The following is a 17,422-nucleotide window of genomic DNA, read 5'->3' as shown; positions in this document are numbered from 1 at the left end:
TAGATAAAATACGTGGTTAATAGAATCGAACCCCACAAGAATGTATAGACAAGTAATTGCCCTTCTTCTCCAGGTCTGAGTATTTATTTTCAAAGTCCGTAGAATATAACCGGAGAGAGTGACAAAGTACTCCTCGTCGCATTCAGAACAGCAAGCCGAGAGATGAAAGACATACTCGTTCATCGTGAGATAGATAACATATAATAAGAAATCCGGTTCTGCCGGAGGAGAAAAGCATGAGCAATCTGGGGCATAAAAAAATCAAACGTCTGCTCGTTGCCAACCGCAGCGAGATTGCGATCCGTATCTTTCGTGCCGCAACAGAGCTGGGCATAGAGACTGTTGCAATCTATTCAAATGAAGACCGCTTTGCCCTGCATCGCTTTAAAGCTGATGAAAGTTATCTTGTCGGTGAAGGGAAGGGGCCAATTCAGGCCTATTTGGACATCCAGGATATTCTGCGCATCGCAAAAGAAGCCAACATAGATGCGATTCACCCGGGCTATGGTTTCCTTTCAGAAAATCCGGATTTTGCCGATGCCTGCGAAGCTGCCGGGATTATCTTTGTTGGTCCTTCCGGTGATATCATGCGCGGGCTGGGAAATAAGGTTTCTGCCAGAGCTCTGGCCATTCAGGCTGGAGCCCCGGTAATGCCCGCAACCGAAGCATTACCCTATGATGATGCCGAAGTCACAACTCAGGCGGCAAAAGTTGGCTATCCGGTGATCACCAAAGCCAGCTGGGGCGGGGGTGGCCGCGGTATGCGGGTGATCGAAAACGCAGATGAACTACACGAACAGGTTGATGCCGCCCGCCGCGAGTCCATGGCCGCTTTTGGCAACGACGAGATCTACCTTGAAAAGCTGGTCCGCCGGGCCCGCCATGTGGAAGTCCAGATTATCGGCGACAGTCATGGCAATGTTGTCCATCTGTTTGAACGCGACTGTTCCGTACAGCGGCGCAACCAGAAAGTCGTTGAACGGGCACCAGCCCCCTATCTTTCCGAGCAACAGAGAACTGCCTTCTGTGATGCCGCTCTGGCAATCGCCCGGACTGCAGGTTATGTCAATGCAGGCACCGTCGAATTCCTGATGGATATGGACGATGACCGATTTTATTTTATCGAGGTCAATCCCCGCGTGCAGGTTGAACACACTGTAACCGAAACCGTTACAGGAATTGACATTGTCCAGGCCCAGATCAAGATTGCAGCCGGGGGCTCCATCGGCTCTCCCTCCAGCGGAGTTCCTGCACAAAAAGAAATTAAACTGCATGGCAATGCCATTCAATGTCGGGTGACAACAGAAGACCCGGAAAACAAGTTTATCCCGGACTATGGAAAAATTCTGGCCTATCGCGGTGCTACGGGCTTTGGCATCCGGCTTGATGGCGGGACTGCTTTTTCAGGCGCTGTCGTAACCCGGCATTATGACTCTCTGCTGGAAAAGGTTACAGCTTGGGGCGGGACACCGGACGAGGCCATTGCCCGCATGGATCGTGCCTTGCGCGAGTTTCGGATCAGAGGCGTTTCAACCAACCTGACTTTCCTCGAAAACGTGCTTTCCCACCCGAAGTTTCGCAATGGGGAATACACGACCAAGTTTATTGATGATACGCCAGAACTTTTCCATATGCCGCGCCGACGGGACCGCGCTTCCAGACTGTTGCGCTTTGTCGGCGACATTATGGTCAACGGCAACGAAGAGGTGGCCGGGAGAACACACCCGCCCCATCCCCATGTTGCAAAGCTCCCCAAAGCGCAAAATCTGGAAGTTCCTGATGGGGCAAAACAGCTGCTAGAGAGGGAAGGTGCAGCTGCTGTTGCCCGCTGGATGAAAGACGAACAGCGCCTGCTGATTACAGACACGACCTTTCGGGACGCGCATCAATCCCTGCTCGCAACCCGGGTCCGCACTGACGACCTTGTCAGGATTGCCCCTTATTATGCCGAAAACCTTCATCAGCTCTTCTCCATGGAGTGCTGGGGCGGTGCAACCTTTGACGTTGCCATGCGGTTTCTCAAGGAATGTCCTTGGGATCGCCTGTCCCAGTTGCGTTCCGCCATGCCCAATCTTTTGACCCAGATGCTGCTGCGTGCGTCAAACGGTGTTGGATATACCAATTACCCTGACAATGTGGTGCAATATTTTGTCAAGCAGTCCGCCGATGCAGGTATGGATCTTTTCCGGGTGTTCGACAGCCTGAACTGGGTCGAGAACATGCGGGTGGCCATGGATGCAGTAGGTGACAGTGGCAAGATCTGTGAAGCGGCGATCTGTTACACAGGGGATATTCTGGACCCGAAACGTCCCAAATATGACCTCAAGTACTATGTCACCATGGCACGAGAGCTGGAAAAGGCCGGTGCCCATATTCTTGGCATCAAGGATATGGCCGGTTTGCTTAAACCCGCAGCTGCCAGGGTTTTGATCAAGGCGCTGAAGGACGAAGTCGGCCTGCCGATCCACCTGCACACCCACGATACCAGCGGAATTTCCGCAGCAACAATTCTGGCAGCATCCGAAGCCGGGATTGATGCCGTAGATGCCTGTGTTGATTCCATGAGCGGCCTGACATCACAACCCAACCTCGGGTCCATTGCCGCAGCAGTGCGCAACTCGGACAGGGACACTGGCCTTGATGATGCAGCGCTACAGAAAATATCCGGCTACTGGGAACAGGTCAGAGCCAACTATATCGGTTTCGAAAGTGATATCCGCAGCGGAACATCCGATGTCTATCACCACGAAATGCCAGGTGGCCAGTATACCAACCTGCGGCAACAGGCAAGATCTCTCGGGATTGAGGAACGCTGGCCTGAAGTCTCCCGGACCTATGCCGAGGTCAATGACATGTTTGGTGATGTGGTCAAGGTGACACCTTCATCCAAAGTCGTGGGCGACATGGCTCTGATGATGGTGACAAGCGATCTCACCAGAGCAGACATCGAAAACCCCGAGCGGGAAATTGCCTTCCCGGAATCTGTGATTTCTTTCTTCAAGGGTGACCTTGGACAGCCCGCCGGTGGTTTTCCGCCGGTGTTACAGAAAAAAATCCTGAAGGACATCACGCCGATCGTCGAACGTCCCGGTGCCCTCATGCCTGCTGCAGACCTGACAGCGGAACGTGCTCTTGTCGAAAAGAAACTCGAGCGAACTGTCAGCGATTTTGAATTTGCCTCCTATCTGATGTACCCGCAGGTATTTCTCGACTATGCCAAACATCAGCGGGACTACGGCAACGTATCTGTCCTGCCGACACATGTCTTTTTCTATGGTATGGAAGTCGGGGAGGAGCTTTCGGTTCACATCGATCAGGGAAAAACACTGATCATCAGGTTCCGGGCAATCAGTGACCCTGATGAAGATGGAAGTTGCACCGTCTTCTTCGAACTTAATGGCCAACCACGTACCGTCAAGGTTACAGATCGCAGCCGCGCACCTATAAAAGCCGCCCAGCCCAAAGCTAACCCGGGCAACAACGAACATCTTGGCGCCCCTATGCCCGGATTGATCGTCAGTGTCACGGTTACCGAGGGACAGGCAGTAGAACGGGGCGATGTCCTTATGTCGATTGAAGCAATGAAGATGCAAACCTCGGTTCTGGCTGAGCGGTCTGGCACTGTAAAACAGATTCTTGTCTCTCCAGGTTCCAAGGTCGAAACCAAGGATCTTCTGGCCGTTATTGTTTAAGTCGTCATGCTCTATAGGCTCTGATCATGGCGATCAGAGCCTATATAATGATATATCAATATGATACGACGTATATGTAATGTGCTTTATCATTTTATACTGAGCCATTGTCCAAGACGCTCTTCTGGAGCCTGATGGTAAAGAACATCGGTAACAACACAGATGCAATCTGCCCCGGCGGCATAAATCTCCGGGGCTTTTTCAACCGATAGGCCGCCAATTGCAACAAGTGGAACCTGACCAACCCGTTTTTTCCACCGCCGGACATTCTCTGGCCCCTGTGGCGCCCAGGACATCTGCTTGAGAATTGTCGGATAAACCGGACCTAATGCCACATAATCGGGGGAAAGGGCCAAAGCCCGGTCCAGTTCAGCTTCATCATGGGTACTGATACCAAGTTTGATTCCGGCCTGACGTATCATTGCCAGATCAGCCTGATCCAGATCTTCCTGCCCCAGATGGATATAGTCACAGCCCAGCTCCAGAGCCAATTCCCAATAGTCATTGACCACCAGCCGGGCATTGTGTTGCTGGCAGAGATCACGGGCCTGTCGTATCTGTTCCCGGATCTCATCCTGTTCTTTATCTTTGATCCGCAATTGAACCAGTTTCAGGCCAAGTGGAAGAAACCGGGGCAACCACTTCACATCGTCAACAATCTGATAAAAAGGCTCAATCATGTTTCTGGTTCCAAAAGGGGAGGCCGATAACCGGCGTAGAAGGTGCAGCCATGTCTCTTTGTTCCATGGGATCTGCTTCATACGCCAGCCGGCCACTTTCGATAGCCAGCCCAAAAGCTCGGGCCATTGCTACGGGATCTCCGGCCTTGGAGACAGCAGTGTTTAACAAAACGGCGTCATAACCCAGCTCCATTGCTGCTGCAGCATGAGAAGGCAAACCCAGTCCGGCATCAACAACCAGCGGAATGGAAGGGAAATGGGCCCGCAAGCTCCGCAAGCCATAAACATTATTCAGGCCGCGACCACTTCCAATCGGCGCCCCCCAGGGCATCAGGACCTCACAGCCGACAGCAACCAGTTTTTCAGCAACCACCAGATCTTCTGTTGTATAGGGAAAAACCTGAAAACCTTCGTTACAGAGAATTCGGGCTGCTTCAACCAAACCAAAAACATCAGGCTGCAGCGTGTCATCTTCGCCGATAACCTCAAGTTTCACCCAGGGAGTATCAAAAACCTCCCGGGCCATCTGGGCTGTGGTAACGGCTTCTTTAACGGTTTTACAACCCGCCGTATTCGGCAAAATTCGCAAATTTGAGTTCTGGATCATGTTCCAAAATTTTTGCCCCGCGAGGTCCTTACCGGATTCACGTCGCAGAGAAACTGTAACAATCTCTGAACCTGAAGCCTGGATAGCATCAAGCATGATCGCCGGGGAAGGGTACAGGGCTGTGCCGATCAGAAACCGGGAGGTTATCTCCTGTTCATAGAACTGAAGTGTCATGATCTTTATTATCCCCCTTGCATCGGGGCAACAATCTCGATGTCATCCCCCTGACTTATCACCATCTCTTTTCGACAGCTTGCCGGTGCCAACGCACCATTTAAAGCTGTGGCAACACGGGCAGAGCCATATCCCTGCTCGTCCAGAAGATCAGCCAGGTTTTCAGCAGAAGTTTCTAGTGGCTGTCCGTTCAAACTGATGCGCATCTTTGAGGTCCTTGTGAGTTATGGCCGATAGAAATCAAGGATTTCCGGTCTTCCCGGATTGAGGAATAACCCTGCGTTACGAGATCTGCTGTCAGAGAGGCGATTGCCGGGGCGGCCAGGTACCCGTGGCGGTACATCCCATTTACATAAATAGTGCTGCCCGTTTGAATAATCGCAGGAAGATTATCTGGAAAAGCGGGGCGGGCATCCACACCGATCTCCAGAATTTCGGCCTCGCCAAATCCAGGGTGCAAGGCATAGGCCGCAGATAAAAGCTCGAGTATGGAGCGAACCGAAGCCCGTGACCGCTCGTCGCTTTCAATCATCGTTGCCCCGATCATAAAAACCCCGTCATCCCGGGGAACGATATAAAGAGGAATACGGGGATGGAGCAAACGTACTGGTCGGTTAAGCTGGATTTCATTGCTTTGAATCAGCAACATTTCTCCTTTTACACCTCTCAGGTCCGGTAATTTTTTCTGGGCAGCCAACCCCCGGCAATCAATCCTAAAATCTGCCTCTGTCGGAGCTTGAAGATCCGCTTCCTCAAGTAACCTGTTGTACTGAAAATGCACAGCCTTGCCCTTGAGAAAGTCTTCAAGTGCTTTCAACATTTTACGGGGATCAAAATGGGCCTCGGAAGGATAGAACAGTCCACTTTGGAAGCGACCAGCCAGGGCAGGTTCCAGCTCGGAAATCTCTTCGGCGGATACATTCCTCCACGTCTCGGTCCTGCGGCCGAAACGCTTCAGATCAGGTAGATCCCGGGCAGGAGCCACAACCAGCGTTCCCTTCTGGCTGTAGTGCCGGGAGGAAAAGCGGGACCAGAAATTCATACTTTCCACACCCAATTCCCCAATCAGCGGTTCGGCGCTTTCCATTTCACACCAGGGTGCGAGCATGCCGCCAGCCCACCAGGAACAGCAGCTGTCATCCGGGCCTTTGCTCCCCGAAATAACCGTTACCTGATGCCCCTGTTCGGCAAAAACGGCTGCACAGGACAGACCGACAATGCCGGAGCCAATGATTTCAATCCGCACTTTTCAAGCTCCCATCCAAAGCTTCTTTCGTGTTTTTTTCCTGCACCTTCGAGGGCACATAAAGTTCATTGCCCAGTTCCTGAAACCTGTTGCTCATCCGGGCCATTCCCTGAGTTTTATCGTTTAGCTTGCTCGCATAATCCCTGACCTCCTGCGAAATTTTCATTGAACAGAATTTGGGGCCACACATCGAACAGAAATGAGCAAGCTTGTGAGCTTCCTTGGGCAGTGTTTCATCATGGAAAGATCGGGCGGTTTCCGGGTCGAGGGAAAGATTGAACTGGTCTTCCCAGCGAAAGTCAAACCGGGCTCTGGAAATGGCATCATCCCGGATTTGGGCTGCCGGATGACCTTTGGCCAGATCAGCGGCATGGGCAGCGATCTTATAGGTGATAACACCGGTTTTGACATCATCCCTGTTCGGCAGGCCCAGATGCTCTTTTGGCGTGACATAACAAAGCATGGCCGTGCCGTACCAGCCGATCATAGCTGCCCCAATCCCCGAGGTGATATGATCATAGCCCGGTGCGATATCGGTTGTTAAAGGGCCAAGCGTATAGAAGGGGGCCTCACCACATTCCCTTAGCTGCTTGTCCATGTTCTCTTTGATCTTGTGCAGGGGAACATGGCCAGGCCCTTCATTGATGACCTGACAGCCCTTGCTCCAGGCGACACGAGTCAACTCGCCAATGGTTTCCAGCTCAGAAAATTGCGCTTTGTCATTTGCATCTGCAATAGACCCCGGGCGCAAACCGTCTCCCAACGAAAAAGAGACATCATAACGGCGCATGATATCGCAGATGTCGCCAAAATGCTCATAGAGAAAGCTTTCCTTGTGATGGTGAAGACACCATTTGGCCATGATCGATCCGCCGCGCGACACAATTCCGGTCACACGATCGGCGGTCAGGTGGATATAGGCCAGACGAACGCCGGCGTGGATCGTAAAGTAATCCACTCCCTGTTCGCATTGTTCGATCAGGGTGTCTTTAAAAACTTCCCAATCCAGTTTTTCGGCAATACCGTTTACCTTTTCCAGTGCCTGATACATCGGCACTGTCCCAATCGGGACCGGGCTGTTGCGGATGATCCATTCCCTTGTGTGGTGAATATTCCGCCCGGTTGACAAATCCATCACGGTATCCGCACCCCAGCGAATGGCCCAGACCATCTTGTCAATTTCCTCTTCAATTGAGGAGGTAACTGCAGAGTTCCCGATATTTGCATTAATCTTGACCAGAAAATTCCGCCCGATGATCATGGGTTCCAGTTCAGGATGATTGATATTTGCCGGAATAATGGCCCGGCCACGGGCTATCTCGCTGCGCACAAATTCCGGTGTGACAAAAGCGGGCAGGTCTGCCCAAAAACTTTCTCCCCCCGCAAGGGATTGCTGAGCTTGCTCCAGCTGCTGTTTACGCCCGAGATTTTCCCGCTCGGCAACATAGATCATTTCCTCGCTGACAAGTCCTGCACAGGCAATTTCATATTGGGTGAGGGGCGCTTCACCCGTTCCACGCAGGGGTTCATAATGGTGAGGAAATTTCTCTGCCAATTGAGCGGGATTTACGGTGCCGTTATCCTCGGGTTTTATCTGTCGCCCCTGATAAATTTCGACAGCCCGGGCCTTGATCCAGTCCTTGCGCACCCCGGGTAGTCCCTGATCAATATCTATCTGGAACTGGGGGTCTGTATAGGGTCCTGAAGTATCATAGACTCTGACAAGCTGGTCCTGCGGATCAGATGTTCTGACCGCGCGAAAAGGAACCCGAAGATGGGGAGCATCCTCTGGTGATGTGTAGGTTTTTTGAGAGGCAGGAAGAGATCCGGTCGTAACCCGGGGTCTCGGTTTTAGATTTATGTTATTTGTTTCAGACACGATAAAAGATCTCCCATTTTATAGTCAGGAGATCCGGGGCGCTATGGGGAGGTGAACAGAAAATCGTCGCGCGACTATCTGCTGCGGTTCCTATCCCTTCGCCGGCATGACCCGGATCAGGTTCAAAGAGTCCCGTGCAGTAACAGCACAATCTCAGCCCTCTTCTGAGGACACCCCTTGGATGATTTATTTATAGAACAGGCTCTGAATGGTTTCAAGCACGGGATTAGCTGAAACCAGTTTAATTTCAGATCCGGGTTTGATTTATGTCAATGTGTTTCGCCCGGATGGCTTTATGATGGATAATCGAATGAAAGCATTCCTAACGTATCACTCCAGGACTTGAGGGCAAATTTGTGCAAAATCTTGATGTGACTTCAACAGAACCAAGCAAGGGGCGGGAAGTAAGCCTGTTCCTCTTTCTCGCAGCCGTATTAATTCCTGTACTGACGATTGCACTGGTTGGGACCTATGGTTTCAGCATCTGGATGTACCAGATTTTTATTGCCGGTCCGCCAACAAACTGATTATTGACATCACGGCATTAAAAAAGGGAGGTCAAATCAATGACTTCCCTTTTTTAGTGCATTATTGCAAAAGTTAAATTCTACTCCCAACCCTCAACACCAGTCATGTCTGGCAGGTGATGTGCAATCCCCTTGTGACAATCGATACAGGTCTTTTCACCTGTAAACAGGAAGGTCTGGTGTGCCGTGGCTGCCCGGGCACTTTGAACTGTAATATCCATGGATTCAACGGAATGACAGTTCCGGCATTCAAGTGAATTATTCGCCTTGAGTCGGTCCCATTCATGTCCAGCAAGTCTGCGACGTTCAGCCTGAAATTTCTCGCGCGTGTCGATGGTGCCGAAAAGTTTACCCCAGACTTCCTTGGATGCCTGGGTTTTCCGGGCAATCTTGTCGGTCCAGTTGTGTGGGACGTGACAGTCCGGACAACTGGCCCGAACACCGGAACGGTTGCTGTAATGGATCGTTGTTTTCAACTCGGCAAAAACGTTGTCTCCCATCTCATGACAGCTGACACAGAACTCTTCAGTGTTGGTCAGTTCAAGCGCGGTGTTGAAACCACCCCAGAACATAACTCCGGCGACAAACCCGCCAATCGTCAAAAACCCGATTGAAAGGTGTTTTGCCGGGCGATTGGCCCGAGACCAGAGCCCCGCGACCAGACAGAAGATTTTTTTAAAAGGCGCCATTATTGTTCACCTTTGATCAGGTCTTCCACGTCAATGAATTCATTCTCGACCAGTGGCCGTGCAGATACCTGGGTAACATGACACTGGTTACAGAAATAACGACGTGGGGAGACCGTTGCCAACACCTGATTATCCCGATCCATATAATGGGTCACACTCACCATTGGTGCCTGGGATTCTCCTGTCCGGGTCCGGGCATGGCAGGAAAGGCATTTGTTTGCATTCAGTGTGATCTGGTAATCCCTGATTTGATGCGGGATTGTCGGAGGCTGTTCCGGGTAGTTTCTGACCCGTTTTACATCGGTGTTTTCCTCTTTGGTAATTGGAGGAGCTTCGGCTTCAGATGTAATGGGCGTTCCCTGACGCAGGGTTGCTGTGCCATCAGAAAATGCACTTGTTGCATAGAAGACAAGGCCAAGCGCTGTGGTTATATTGATAAGAATGCGTTTCATTTTACGCTCTCCCCGTGGCAATCACTTTGACAGCACATTTTTTATAATCAGTTTGTTTGGAAATTGGATCCGTTGCATCCAACGTTACCTTGTTGATCAACTGGCTGGCATCAAACCAAGGAACAAAAATCAATCCCTTGGGAGGTTTGTTTCTGCCGCGCGTTTCAACACGGGTTACCATTTCACCCCGCCGGGAGATCACCTTGATTTCCTGCCCACGACGCAATCCACGGGCAGCGGCATCATCGGGATGCATAAAGGCAACAGCATCAGGGAAAGCCTTGTAAAGCTCTGGAACGCGCTGGGTCATGGAACCGGAGTGCCAGTGTTCGAGCACTCGTCCGGTTGAAAGCCAGAGATCATATTCTTCATCCGGGCTTTCGGCTGCCGGTTCATAGGGGAGAGCGAAGATCACCGCGCGACCGTCAGGCTTGCCATAAAAGTCAAAATCACTGCCTGGCTTGGCGTAAGGATCCGAGCCCTCCTTGAAGCGCCAACGGGTTTCCTGACCATCGACAACAGGCCACCTCAGGCCACGTTCTTCATGATACCGTTCAAAGGGTGCCAGGTCATGACCATGGCCTCGGCCAAACTCGGCATACTCTTCAAACAGACCCTTCTGAACATAAAAACCAAAATGTTTGGACTCTATATTTTCATAGTCGGGATGTATTTCTGACAGCGGGAATTTTTCTACATTGCCATTGGCATAAAGCACTTCAAACAGCGTTTTTCCCTTGAATTCGGGGTTTGCAGACAAAACCTCTGCCGGCCAGACATCATCTGTCGTGATCCGTTTGGAGAACTCCATCAACTGCCAGAGATCTGATTTCGCTTCACCGGGCGCGGTAACAAGCTGGTGCCAGAACTGGGTGCGCCGCTCAGCGTTCCCGTAAGCCCCCTCTTTTTCCACCCACATGGCAGTGGGCAGGATCAGATCAGCAGCTTCAGCGGTTACAGTCGGGTAGGGATCAGAAACCACGATAAAGTTTTTCGGATTGCGATAGCCCGGATAACCTTCTTCATTGAGGTTAGGAGCTGCCTGCATGTTGTTGTTACACATGACCCAATAGGCATTGAGTTTTCCGTCTTTCAACATCCGGTTTTGCAAAACCGCGTGATATCCGGGCTTCTCTGGAATAACCCCAGCCGGAATTTTCCAGACTTTTTCGGCATAGGCCCGATGTTCCGGATTGGTGACAACCATGTCAGCAGGCAGGCGATGAGAGAAAGTACCAACCTCACGCGCCGTTCCACAGGCCGAAGGCTGCCCTGTCAGAGAGAAGGGGGAATTTCCCGGAGTTGAGATTTTTCCAACCAGAAGGTGGATGTTGTAGATCAGGTTATTACACCAGACCCCACGGGTATGCTGGTTAAAGCCCATGGTCCAGAAGGAGACGACCTTGCGATCCGGATCGGCATAGAGTTCGGCCAGTTCCACCAGGCGATTTTCAGGAACACCGGAAAGTTTAGATACCTTCTCCAGCGTATAGTCTGCAACAAAAGCTTTGAATTCTTCAAAGCTCATTTCGCTAGAGCCACCAACATCATCGGCATTTTTGGCTTTTTGTTCCAGTTCATGTTCCGGACGCAGACCATAACCAATATCATCATTACCACGACGGAAGTTGACATGTTTTGAGACAAAGTCATGATTTACCTTGTCGTTCTGGATGATGTAATTGGCGATAAAATTCAGGATCGCCAGATCAGTCTGGGGCGTAAAGACCATGGGAATATCTGCCAGGTCAAAACAGCGATGTTCAAAGGTAGACAGGACCGCAACTTTTGTGTTCGGGGCACTGAGGCGACGGTCTGTAACCCGGGTCCAGAGGATCGGGTGCATCTCGGCCATGTTGGAGCCCCAGAGCACAAAAGCATCTGTGGCCTCGATATCATCATAACACCCCATTGGCTCATCAATACCAAAGGTACGCATAAAGCCGCCAACCGCTGATGCCATGCAATGCCTGGCATTCGGATCAATGTTATTGGAACCAAAACCGGCTTTCAACAGTTTGGAAGCCGCGTAACCTTCCCATACTGTCCACTGTCCGGACCCGAACATACCAATCGATGTCGGTCCATTTTCCTTGACCGCCGCTTTGAATTTTTCAGCCATAATATCCATGGCTACATCCCAGGACACAGGCGTAAACTCGCCATCCTTGGCATATTTGCCGTCTTTCATCCGAAGAAGCGGTGTGGTCAGACGATCTTTGCCATACATGATTTTAGACAGGAAGTATCCCTTGACGCAGTTCAAGCCCCGGTTGACCTCGGCTTTGACATCACCGTGGGTCGCAACGACACGACCTTCCTTTGTTCCAACCATGACGCTGCAACCTGTCCCACAGAACCGACAGGGGGCCTTGGACCACTTCAATTCTGTTTTGGAACTGTCCGTTACCAGATTGGTTGCGGATACCTTGGTTGTCATGCCAGCAACACCAGCCGCAACGGCAATGGCATTGGCCTTGATATAATCACGTCTTGTTAACTTCATCACATGATGTCCTTGAGTTTTACCGGTTAAATCGAACCTGTCGTTCCGGTTCCTGCTTCTTCGTGTTGATAGACGGGGGAAAAGGAGTACACACCTTCTGTCGCCCTGATACTGTCAATTGTCGAGACGGCATCCCTGCTTGTCGGGGCATCAATCAAAATGACAATCTTTCCCTTGTCATCAACAAGGGGGACATCGGCAAAAGGATGTTTCAGGATGTCGGCAAGCACCTTTTCGAAAGCATCTGGTGATATTCGGGCAATGTGACTGGAGATAAAAAGATCAGTTTCATCATTCATAATCTGGACATTCCCCTGCCGGCTTCGCTTATTTCAACTCTGCTCGCTGAAAAAAAATCCGGTTTTGTGTTTTCATCTCTCGTTTCATGATGGTTTTAATCCACCTTCTAAAGAAATTATATCCAAGCCCGATACTGCGGCATTGATATGGATCAAGAGGGGGGCTTTATGAACAAGAATTTTGTCGGTTACAGACACAACAAAGGGGCGCCTGCAAAGACGCCCCTTTGTTGTCAAGTTTCTGATACGAATATCAGATAATTTATACCTAAGCTCTGCGGGGAGCAATATACCGGCTGTCTGTCGTGGTACGGGTAAGGGCTATGCCCGAGGCATTAAACACATGGACGGCGGAAAGGGCTGCACAGATATCAACGCTATCGCCAGTCCGGATTGAGCTGTGACCATTGGTTTTGACACAAAACGGTTCATTACAGAAGGGGTCATCCTCGCCGTTTTCCAGATAAAGATAACTGGCTTCACCAAGCTGCTCGACCACTTTGACCCTTGAAGACATACGAAATACTTCGCCGCTTCCTTCTTGCAGATGCTCTGGCCTGATACCGATTGAGACACGCGCATCCAGAGCAAGATCACCTGGAAGAACTGGCAGCCGTACCTTGACCTTGCCAGAAGACAAAACCACCTCGATATCCTCCGGACCGATATCCGTAACCGTCGCCTCGAGGAAATTCATGGAAGGAGAACCGATAAACCCTGCAACAAACTTGTTGGCTGGCTGGTGATAAAGTTCCAGTGGTGTGCCGCACTGAGCCACGTAACCGTCGTTAAGCACCACAATCTTGTCCGCAAGAGTCATGGCCTCAACCTGATCATGTGTCACATAGATGATTGTCGCTTCCAGCTCCTGATGCAGACGGGCAATCTCAAGGCGGGTGTTGACCCGAAGTGCTGCATCCAGGTTGCTAAGGGGCTCATCAAACAGAAAGACATTGGGATCACGCACAATAGCCCGTCCGATCGCAACACGCTGACGTTGCCCGCCAGAGAGTTCACGCGGGTATCTTTTGAGCAACGGTTCCAGCTTCAGACTTGCTGCAGCCTTGTGAACCTTCTCCTCAATCATCTTTTTGTTTTCACCACCTCCCAGCAGACCACCCAGCGGTCCTTTTTTGCCAAGAGTCAGACCAAAAGCCATATTCTGATAAACCGTCATATGCGGATAGAGAGCATAGGACTGAAACACCATGGCGATTTTCCGTTGCGAGGGGGTAAGGTCATTTACCTTTTGTCCGGCAATCTGAAGTTCTCCATCCGATATGGTTTCCAGACCGGCAATCAATCGCAGAAGTGTCGACTTGCCACAGCCGGAAGGGCCAACGAAAACGACGAATTCGCCATCTTTGACATCGATATCGATCCCGTGCAGCACCTCGCTGCTTCCATAGGATTTGCGGATGCCTGAAAGTTTGATATCAGCCATTTAAATTTAACCTCTCCTGATACACTGCTGTGCACAGCTTCTTCTTGAATTTTTGGGGATGGGGGCGCTCAGTGACAGCACTCATTTGACCGCTCCGGAAGTCAAACCTCTGATCAGTTGCCTTGAAAAGACAAGATAGAGAATCAGGATCGGCACGATAGCCAGGGTCAGGGATGCCAGCACAGCATTCCAGTCAGTCACATACTGGCCGATAAACTGCTGTATACCGAGAGTTACAGTCGCAGTGTCTTCTCCTGGGGCCAGAATAAGTGGAAACCAAAGGTCATTCCACACGGGGATCATGGTGAAGACCGCAACAGTTGCCAGAGCAGGGCGGATCAGCGGAAGAATAATCGACCAGAAAATCCTGTACTCGGTAACGCCGTCACAGCGGGCAGCCTCTTTCAGGTCATCCGGAATTTGGGCAATGAATTCCCGCAAGATAAAGATCGCCAGAGGCAATCCCTGCGCCGTATAGACCAGAACCAGAGCCGTCAGGGTATTGATCAGGCCAAGAGAAACAATAATCTTGAGCAGACTGACACTCCCCAACCGGATCGGGATCATAATCCCGATGGCGAGGAAAAGTGCAACAAAATCGCTGCCTGGAAAGTCGTATTCCGCCAACGCCCAGGCGGCCATTGCCCCCAGAACCAGAACAAAGGCCAAGCTCATGACCGTGACAGAGATCGAGTTGAGAAAGTAGACATCAAAGGAAGAACTGCCCAAAACCTTTTCAAAACCAACCAGATCAAAGGTATTGGCATCAGGCAGCGACAGCGGTGATTTAAAAATCGCCTTTCTGCTTTTGAAAGAGTTGAAGATGATCAGCAAAATCGGAAAAAGCGCGATGATGGTGTAGCTGATCAGCAGGGCGTGTACGGCGAGGGGACCGAGACGACGAGAGTTTCTCATTCTGGCCTCCTAAAGCTGATAACGGCGCAACCGCCGCTGAATGGCATAAAGATAGATCATTACTCCACAGAGAATGACCAGGAACATAAGACTGGCAACAGTTGCCCCCATGGAGGGATTGCCTGGCTGCAGTTGGAAACCAAAGAAGGTACGATAAAACAGGGTTCCCATAATATCGCTGGAGAAATTTGGCCCTGCCAAGGCACCCTTTACTGCATAAATCAGGTCGAATGCATTAAAGTTAGCAACGAATGTCAGAACAGAAACCATTGCAACAGTTGGTAAAATCAAGGGAAGCTTGATCCTCCAGAAAGCTGTCCATTGATTTGCACCATCAACAATCGCAGCATCTACAAGATCATCTGGGACGTTCAGGAGAGCAGCGTAAATCAGCATCATGGGAATACCGACAAACTGCCAGACCGAGACCAGAGACAGGGTCAGCAGGGTGGTTGATTCTTCGCCCAGTAAAGGCGGGAGACCATCGTTCATGCCAACAAAGCCAACCAGCGTATCGCCTACTCCCCAGATCGGGCTGAGGATGAGCTGCCAGATAAAGCCAATAATGACGACGGATAACATGGTCGGCATAAAAATCAGCGTACGATAAGTGTTTTTCAGCTTCAGTCGCGGCAAGCTCAGAAGCGCCGCAAGAAAAATACCGATCGGGTTTTGCACCAGCATATGAATAAGAAAAAACAGGAAGTTGTTCTTCAGTGCATTTACAAAATCAGTTGACCAGCGTTCATCGGTAAAGATGGTTATGTAGTTCGCCCAGCCAGCAAAGCTGGTTGCACCATCTGTCTCGATTGAATAGAAACTAAGCCGTAGCGTGTCGATCAGTGGCAATATCATAAAAGCGCTGTAGATCAGAACCGCTGGCAGGAGAAACACAAAAAGGTGTGTTTTAAAGGGGCTACCCTTGTTGCTTTGCGAGGCCATAAGGACGCATACTCCGGTAACACTTGCAGGTTATCGTCTTTCACACGACACCTTACAACAAATACAGACAAACGCCGATGCCCAGGGCACCGGCGCTTGCTTCAGGCGTCTTTATTGCTGTGGTTTATACCAGCTCGACAGGCCTGTCTGGGCTTTTTCAGCAGCTTCTGTTGCTGTCATCGTTCCATTAATTACCCCAACAGAGACATTCCAGAGATCGTTTTCAAGGCTTGGTGTGCCGCGTGAAAGGATCTGGTAGGAGTTACGGATGGTTGATTCACAGCTGTCCCTCCAGCCAACAAATTCTTTTGCAACCGGATCAGTAAGGTTGATCTTGTGGTTGGAAAGAGCAAAGAAACCGGGCAGGGCATTTGACATCAGCTCCCCTGCTTCTGCTGTCGTCATCCAGCTCAGGAAAGTCTCTGCAGCCTTGACGTTCTTCGAGGCGGCATTGATGCCCAGACCGATATCCGTGTGGTCTGAGATGTAACAGGTTGACTGCCCTTCAGGAACCGGGGGCGGGAAAGCACCAAATTCGAAGTCAGCCTGGGAATTGAAGGTTGCAATATCCCAGGAACCTGCAGGATAGATCGCGGCACGACCAAGACTGAACAGGTTCTGACTGTCCGGATAGGACTGGGCCTGATAGCCTTTGCCCAGATAGGGCCCCCATTCCGCAAGATGTTCGAACACCTTGATGTACTGGGCATCAGTCAGCTTTTCTTTTCCGGCAATGAGGGCTTTACGACCTTCTTCACCGTTCCAGAAGTTTGGTCCCACATTCTGGAAGCCCATTGTCGCCGCTTCCCATTGGTCAGCTGTTCCCATAGACATAGGGGCATAGGAGCCTTCGTCTTTGATGGCTGCCAGGACTTTCATAAACTCGGGAATGGTTTTGGGTACTTCCAGCCCCAGTTCCTTGAAGGCCTCTTTGTTATAGATAAAACCATGAATAACTGACGCCATGGGAAGACAGAAGGTGGTTGATCCATCATCCGTCTGCCAGGCGCTTTTGGCCACATCCGAGAAGTTTTCCATCCCCTCAACCGCATCAATCTTGGTCAGATGCCCCTGATTATAAAGATCCAGAGAGACATCGAAAGGACGACAGGTGATCAGATCACCCGCTGTTCCAGCCGCGAGTTTTGCATTCAGGCTGGCATTGTAATCTGCGGGTGGAGTAGGGGCGAAACGCACCTGAACATCAGGATGGGATTTGTTAAAAGCAGGAATAATCTGTTTGTTCCAGATGTCAATGTCATCATTACGCCAGCTTTCGATGACAAGTTCCTCTGCCTGGGCCGAAGCGACAGGTGAAAATCCAGTCATAGCTCCTGTGACAGCGAATGCAACAGCGGCAGCACCGCTAC

The 17,422-nt window shown here is 50.8% G+C and carries 15 protein-coding genes and 1 riboswitch; of the genes, 2 read left to right on the top strand and 13 right to left on the bottom strand.

From position 1 onward, the window contains the following. Nucleotides 1–236: 236 nt before the first annotated feature. Nucleotides 237–3,692, top strand: coding sequence for a pyruvate carboxylase (gene pyc, locus B152_RS0117785; protein WP_020593791.1), 3,456 nt, complete (start codon nucleotides 237–239; stop codon nucleotides 3,690–3,692). Nucleotides 3,693–3,781: 89 nt separating this feature from the next. Here pyc and B152_RS0117780 read toward each other — a convergent pair whose 3' ends face one another. From B152_RS0117780 to thiC, 5 genes are read right to left on the bottom strand one after another with little or no spacing between them, the layout of a single operon-like run. Further along, a complete protein-coding gene (locus B152_RS0117780) occupies nucleotides 3,782–4,372 on the bottom strand; it encodes a thiamine phosphate synthase (RefSeq protein ID WP_020593790.1) in 591 nt (196 codons plus the stop codon). Beyond that, on the bottom strand, nucleotides 4,365–5,153 hold the full coding sequence (locus B152_RS0117775; RefSeq protein ID WP_020593789.1) for a thiazole synthase: 789 nt from the start codon (nucleotides 5,151–5,153) through the stop codon (nucleotides 4,365–4,367). Before B152_RS0117775 ends, B152_RS0117780 begins: the two co-directional genes overlap by 8 nt. Before the next feature lie 8 nt (nucleotides 5,154–5,161). Then, complete coding sequence (thiS, locus tag B152_RS0117770) at nucleotides 5,162–5,359, bottom strand: sulfur carrier protein ThiS (protein WP_020593788.1); 198 nt, start codon at nucleotides 5,357–5,359, stop codon at nucleotides 5,162–5,164. After that, the gene (locus B152_RS0117765) at nucleotides 5,344–6,399 is read right to left on the bottom strand and encodes an FAD-dependent oxidoreductase (RefSeq protein WP_020593787.1); all 1,056 of its coding nucleotides are present in this window, start codon (nucleotides 6,397–6,399) and stop codon (nucleotides 5,344–5,346) included. The genes thiS and B152_RS0117765 overlap by 16 nt, the downstream gene beginning before the upstream one ends. After that, nucleotides 6,389–8,278: a phosphomethylpyrimidine synthase ThiC gene (gene thiC, locus B152_RS0117760; RefSeq protein WP_020593786.1), complete on the bottom strand. Its 1,890-nt coding sequence runs from the start codon at nucleotides 8,276–8,278 to the stop codon at nucleotides 6,389–6,391. The genes B152_RS0117765 and thiC overlap by 11 nt, the downstream gene beginning before the upstream one ends. A 75-nt stretch (nucleotides 8,279–8,353) precedes the next feature. Further along, nucleotides 8,354–8,466: riboswitch (TPP riboswitch) on the bottom strand. A 168-nt stretch (nucleotides 8,467–8,634) separates the two neighbouring features. On the opposite strand from thiC, the gene B152_RS0117755 reads away from it, so the two are divergent. Then, nucleotides 8,635–8,805 (top strand): periplasmic nitrate reductase, NapE protein, encoded by a 171-nt coding sequence (locus B152_RS0117755; protein WP_020593785.1) that lies wholly within the window; start codon nucleotides 8,635–8,637, stop codon nucleotides 8,803–8,805. Nucleotides 8,806–8,885: 80 nt separating this feature from the next. On the opposite strand, the gene B152_RS0117750 is transcribed toward B152_RS0117755, so the two are convergent. The 8 genes from B152_RS0117750 to B152_RS0117715 all read right to left on the bottom strand — a co-directional run bounded on the left by B152_RS0117750 (nucleotide 8,886) and on the right by B152_RS0117715 (nucleotide 17,381). Continuing rightward, entirely contained in the window at nucleotides 8,886–9,494 is a 609-nt protein-coding gene (locus B152_RS0117750; protein ID WP_020593784.1) for a NapC/NirT family cytochrome c, read from the bottom strand. Next, on the bottom strand, nucleotides 9,494–9,946 hold the full coding sequence (locus B152_RS0117745; protein WP_020593783.1) for a nitrate reductase cytochrome c-type subunit: 453 nt from the start codon (nucleotides 9,944–9,946) through the stop codon (nucleotides 9,494–9,496). The genes B152_RS0117750 and B152_RS0117745 overlap by 1 nt, the downstream gene beginning before the upstream one ends. Nucleotide 9,947: 1 nt before the next feature. Beyond that, the gene (gene napA / locus B152_RS0117740) at nucleotides 9,948–12,452 is read right to left on the bottom strand and encodes a nitrate reductase catalytic subunit NapA (RefSeq protein WP_020593782.1); all 2,505 of its coding nucleotides are present in this window, start codon (nucleotides 12,450–12,452) and stop codon (nucleotides 9,948–9,950) included. A gap of 26 nt (nucleotides 12,453–12,478) precedes the next feature. Beyond that, the gene (locus B152_RS24240; RefSeq protein WP_020593781.1) at nucleotides 12,479–12,751 is read right to left on the bottom strand and encodes a chaperone NapD; all 273 of its coding nucleotides are present in this window, start codon (nucleotides 12,749–12,751) and stop codon (nucleotides 12,479–12,481) included. A gap of 268 nt (nucleotides 12,752–13,019) precedes the next feature. Next, nucleotides 13,020–14,195: an ABC transporter ATP-binding protein gene (locus B152_RS0117730; RefSeq protein ID WP_020593780.1), complete on the bottom strand. Its 1,176-nt coding sequence runs from the start codon at nucleotides 14,193–14,195 to the stop codon at nucleotides 13,020–13,022. Nucleotides 14,196–14,276: 81 nt separating this feature from the next. Then, on the bottom strand, nucleotides 14,277–15,110 hold the full coding sequence (locus B152_RS0117725) for a carbohydrate ABC transporter permease (protein WP_020593779.1): 834 nt from the start codon (nucleotides 15,108–15,110) through the stop codon (nucleotides 14,277–14,279). A 9-nt stretch (nucleotides 15,111–15,119) separates the two neighbouring features. After that, a complete protein-coding gene (locus tag B152_RS0117720) occupies nucleotides 15,120–16,052 on the bottom strand; it encodes a carbohydrate ABC transporter permease (protein WP_020593778.1) in 933 nt (310 codons plus the stop codon). A 111-nt stretch (nucleotides 16,053–16,163) separates the two neighbouring features. Next, nucleotides 16,164–17,381: an ABC transporter substrate-binding protein gene (locus B152_RS0117715; RefSeq protein WP_020593777.1), complete on the bottom strand. Its 1,218-nt coding sequence runs from the start codon at nucleotides 17,379–17,381 to the stop codon at nucleotides 16,164–16,166. Between the last annotated feature and the right edge of the window lie 41 nt (nucleotides 17,382–17,422).

It is taken from the genome of Kiloniella laminariae DSM 19542 (genome assembly GCF_000374005.1).
Lineage (GTDB): Bacteria > Pseudomonadota > Alphaproteobacteria > Kiloniellales > Kiloniellaceae > Kiloniella > Kiloniella laminariae.
The sequence above is the reverse complement of the archived record's forward strand: the minus strand, read 5'-3'. Positions and strand labels throughout refer to the sequence as shown.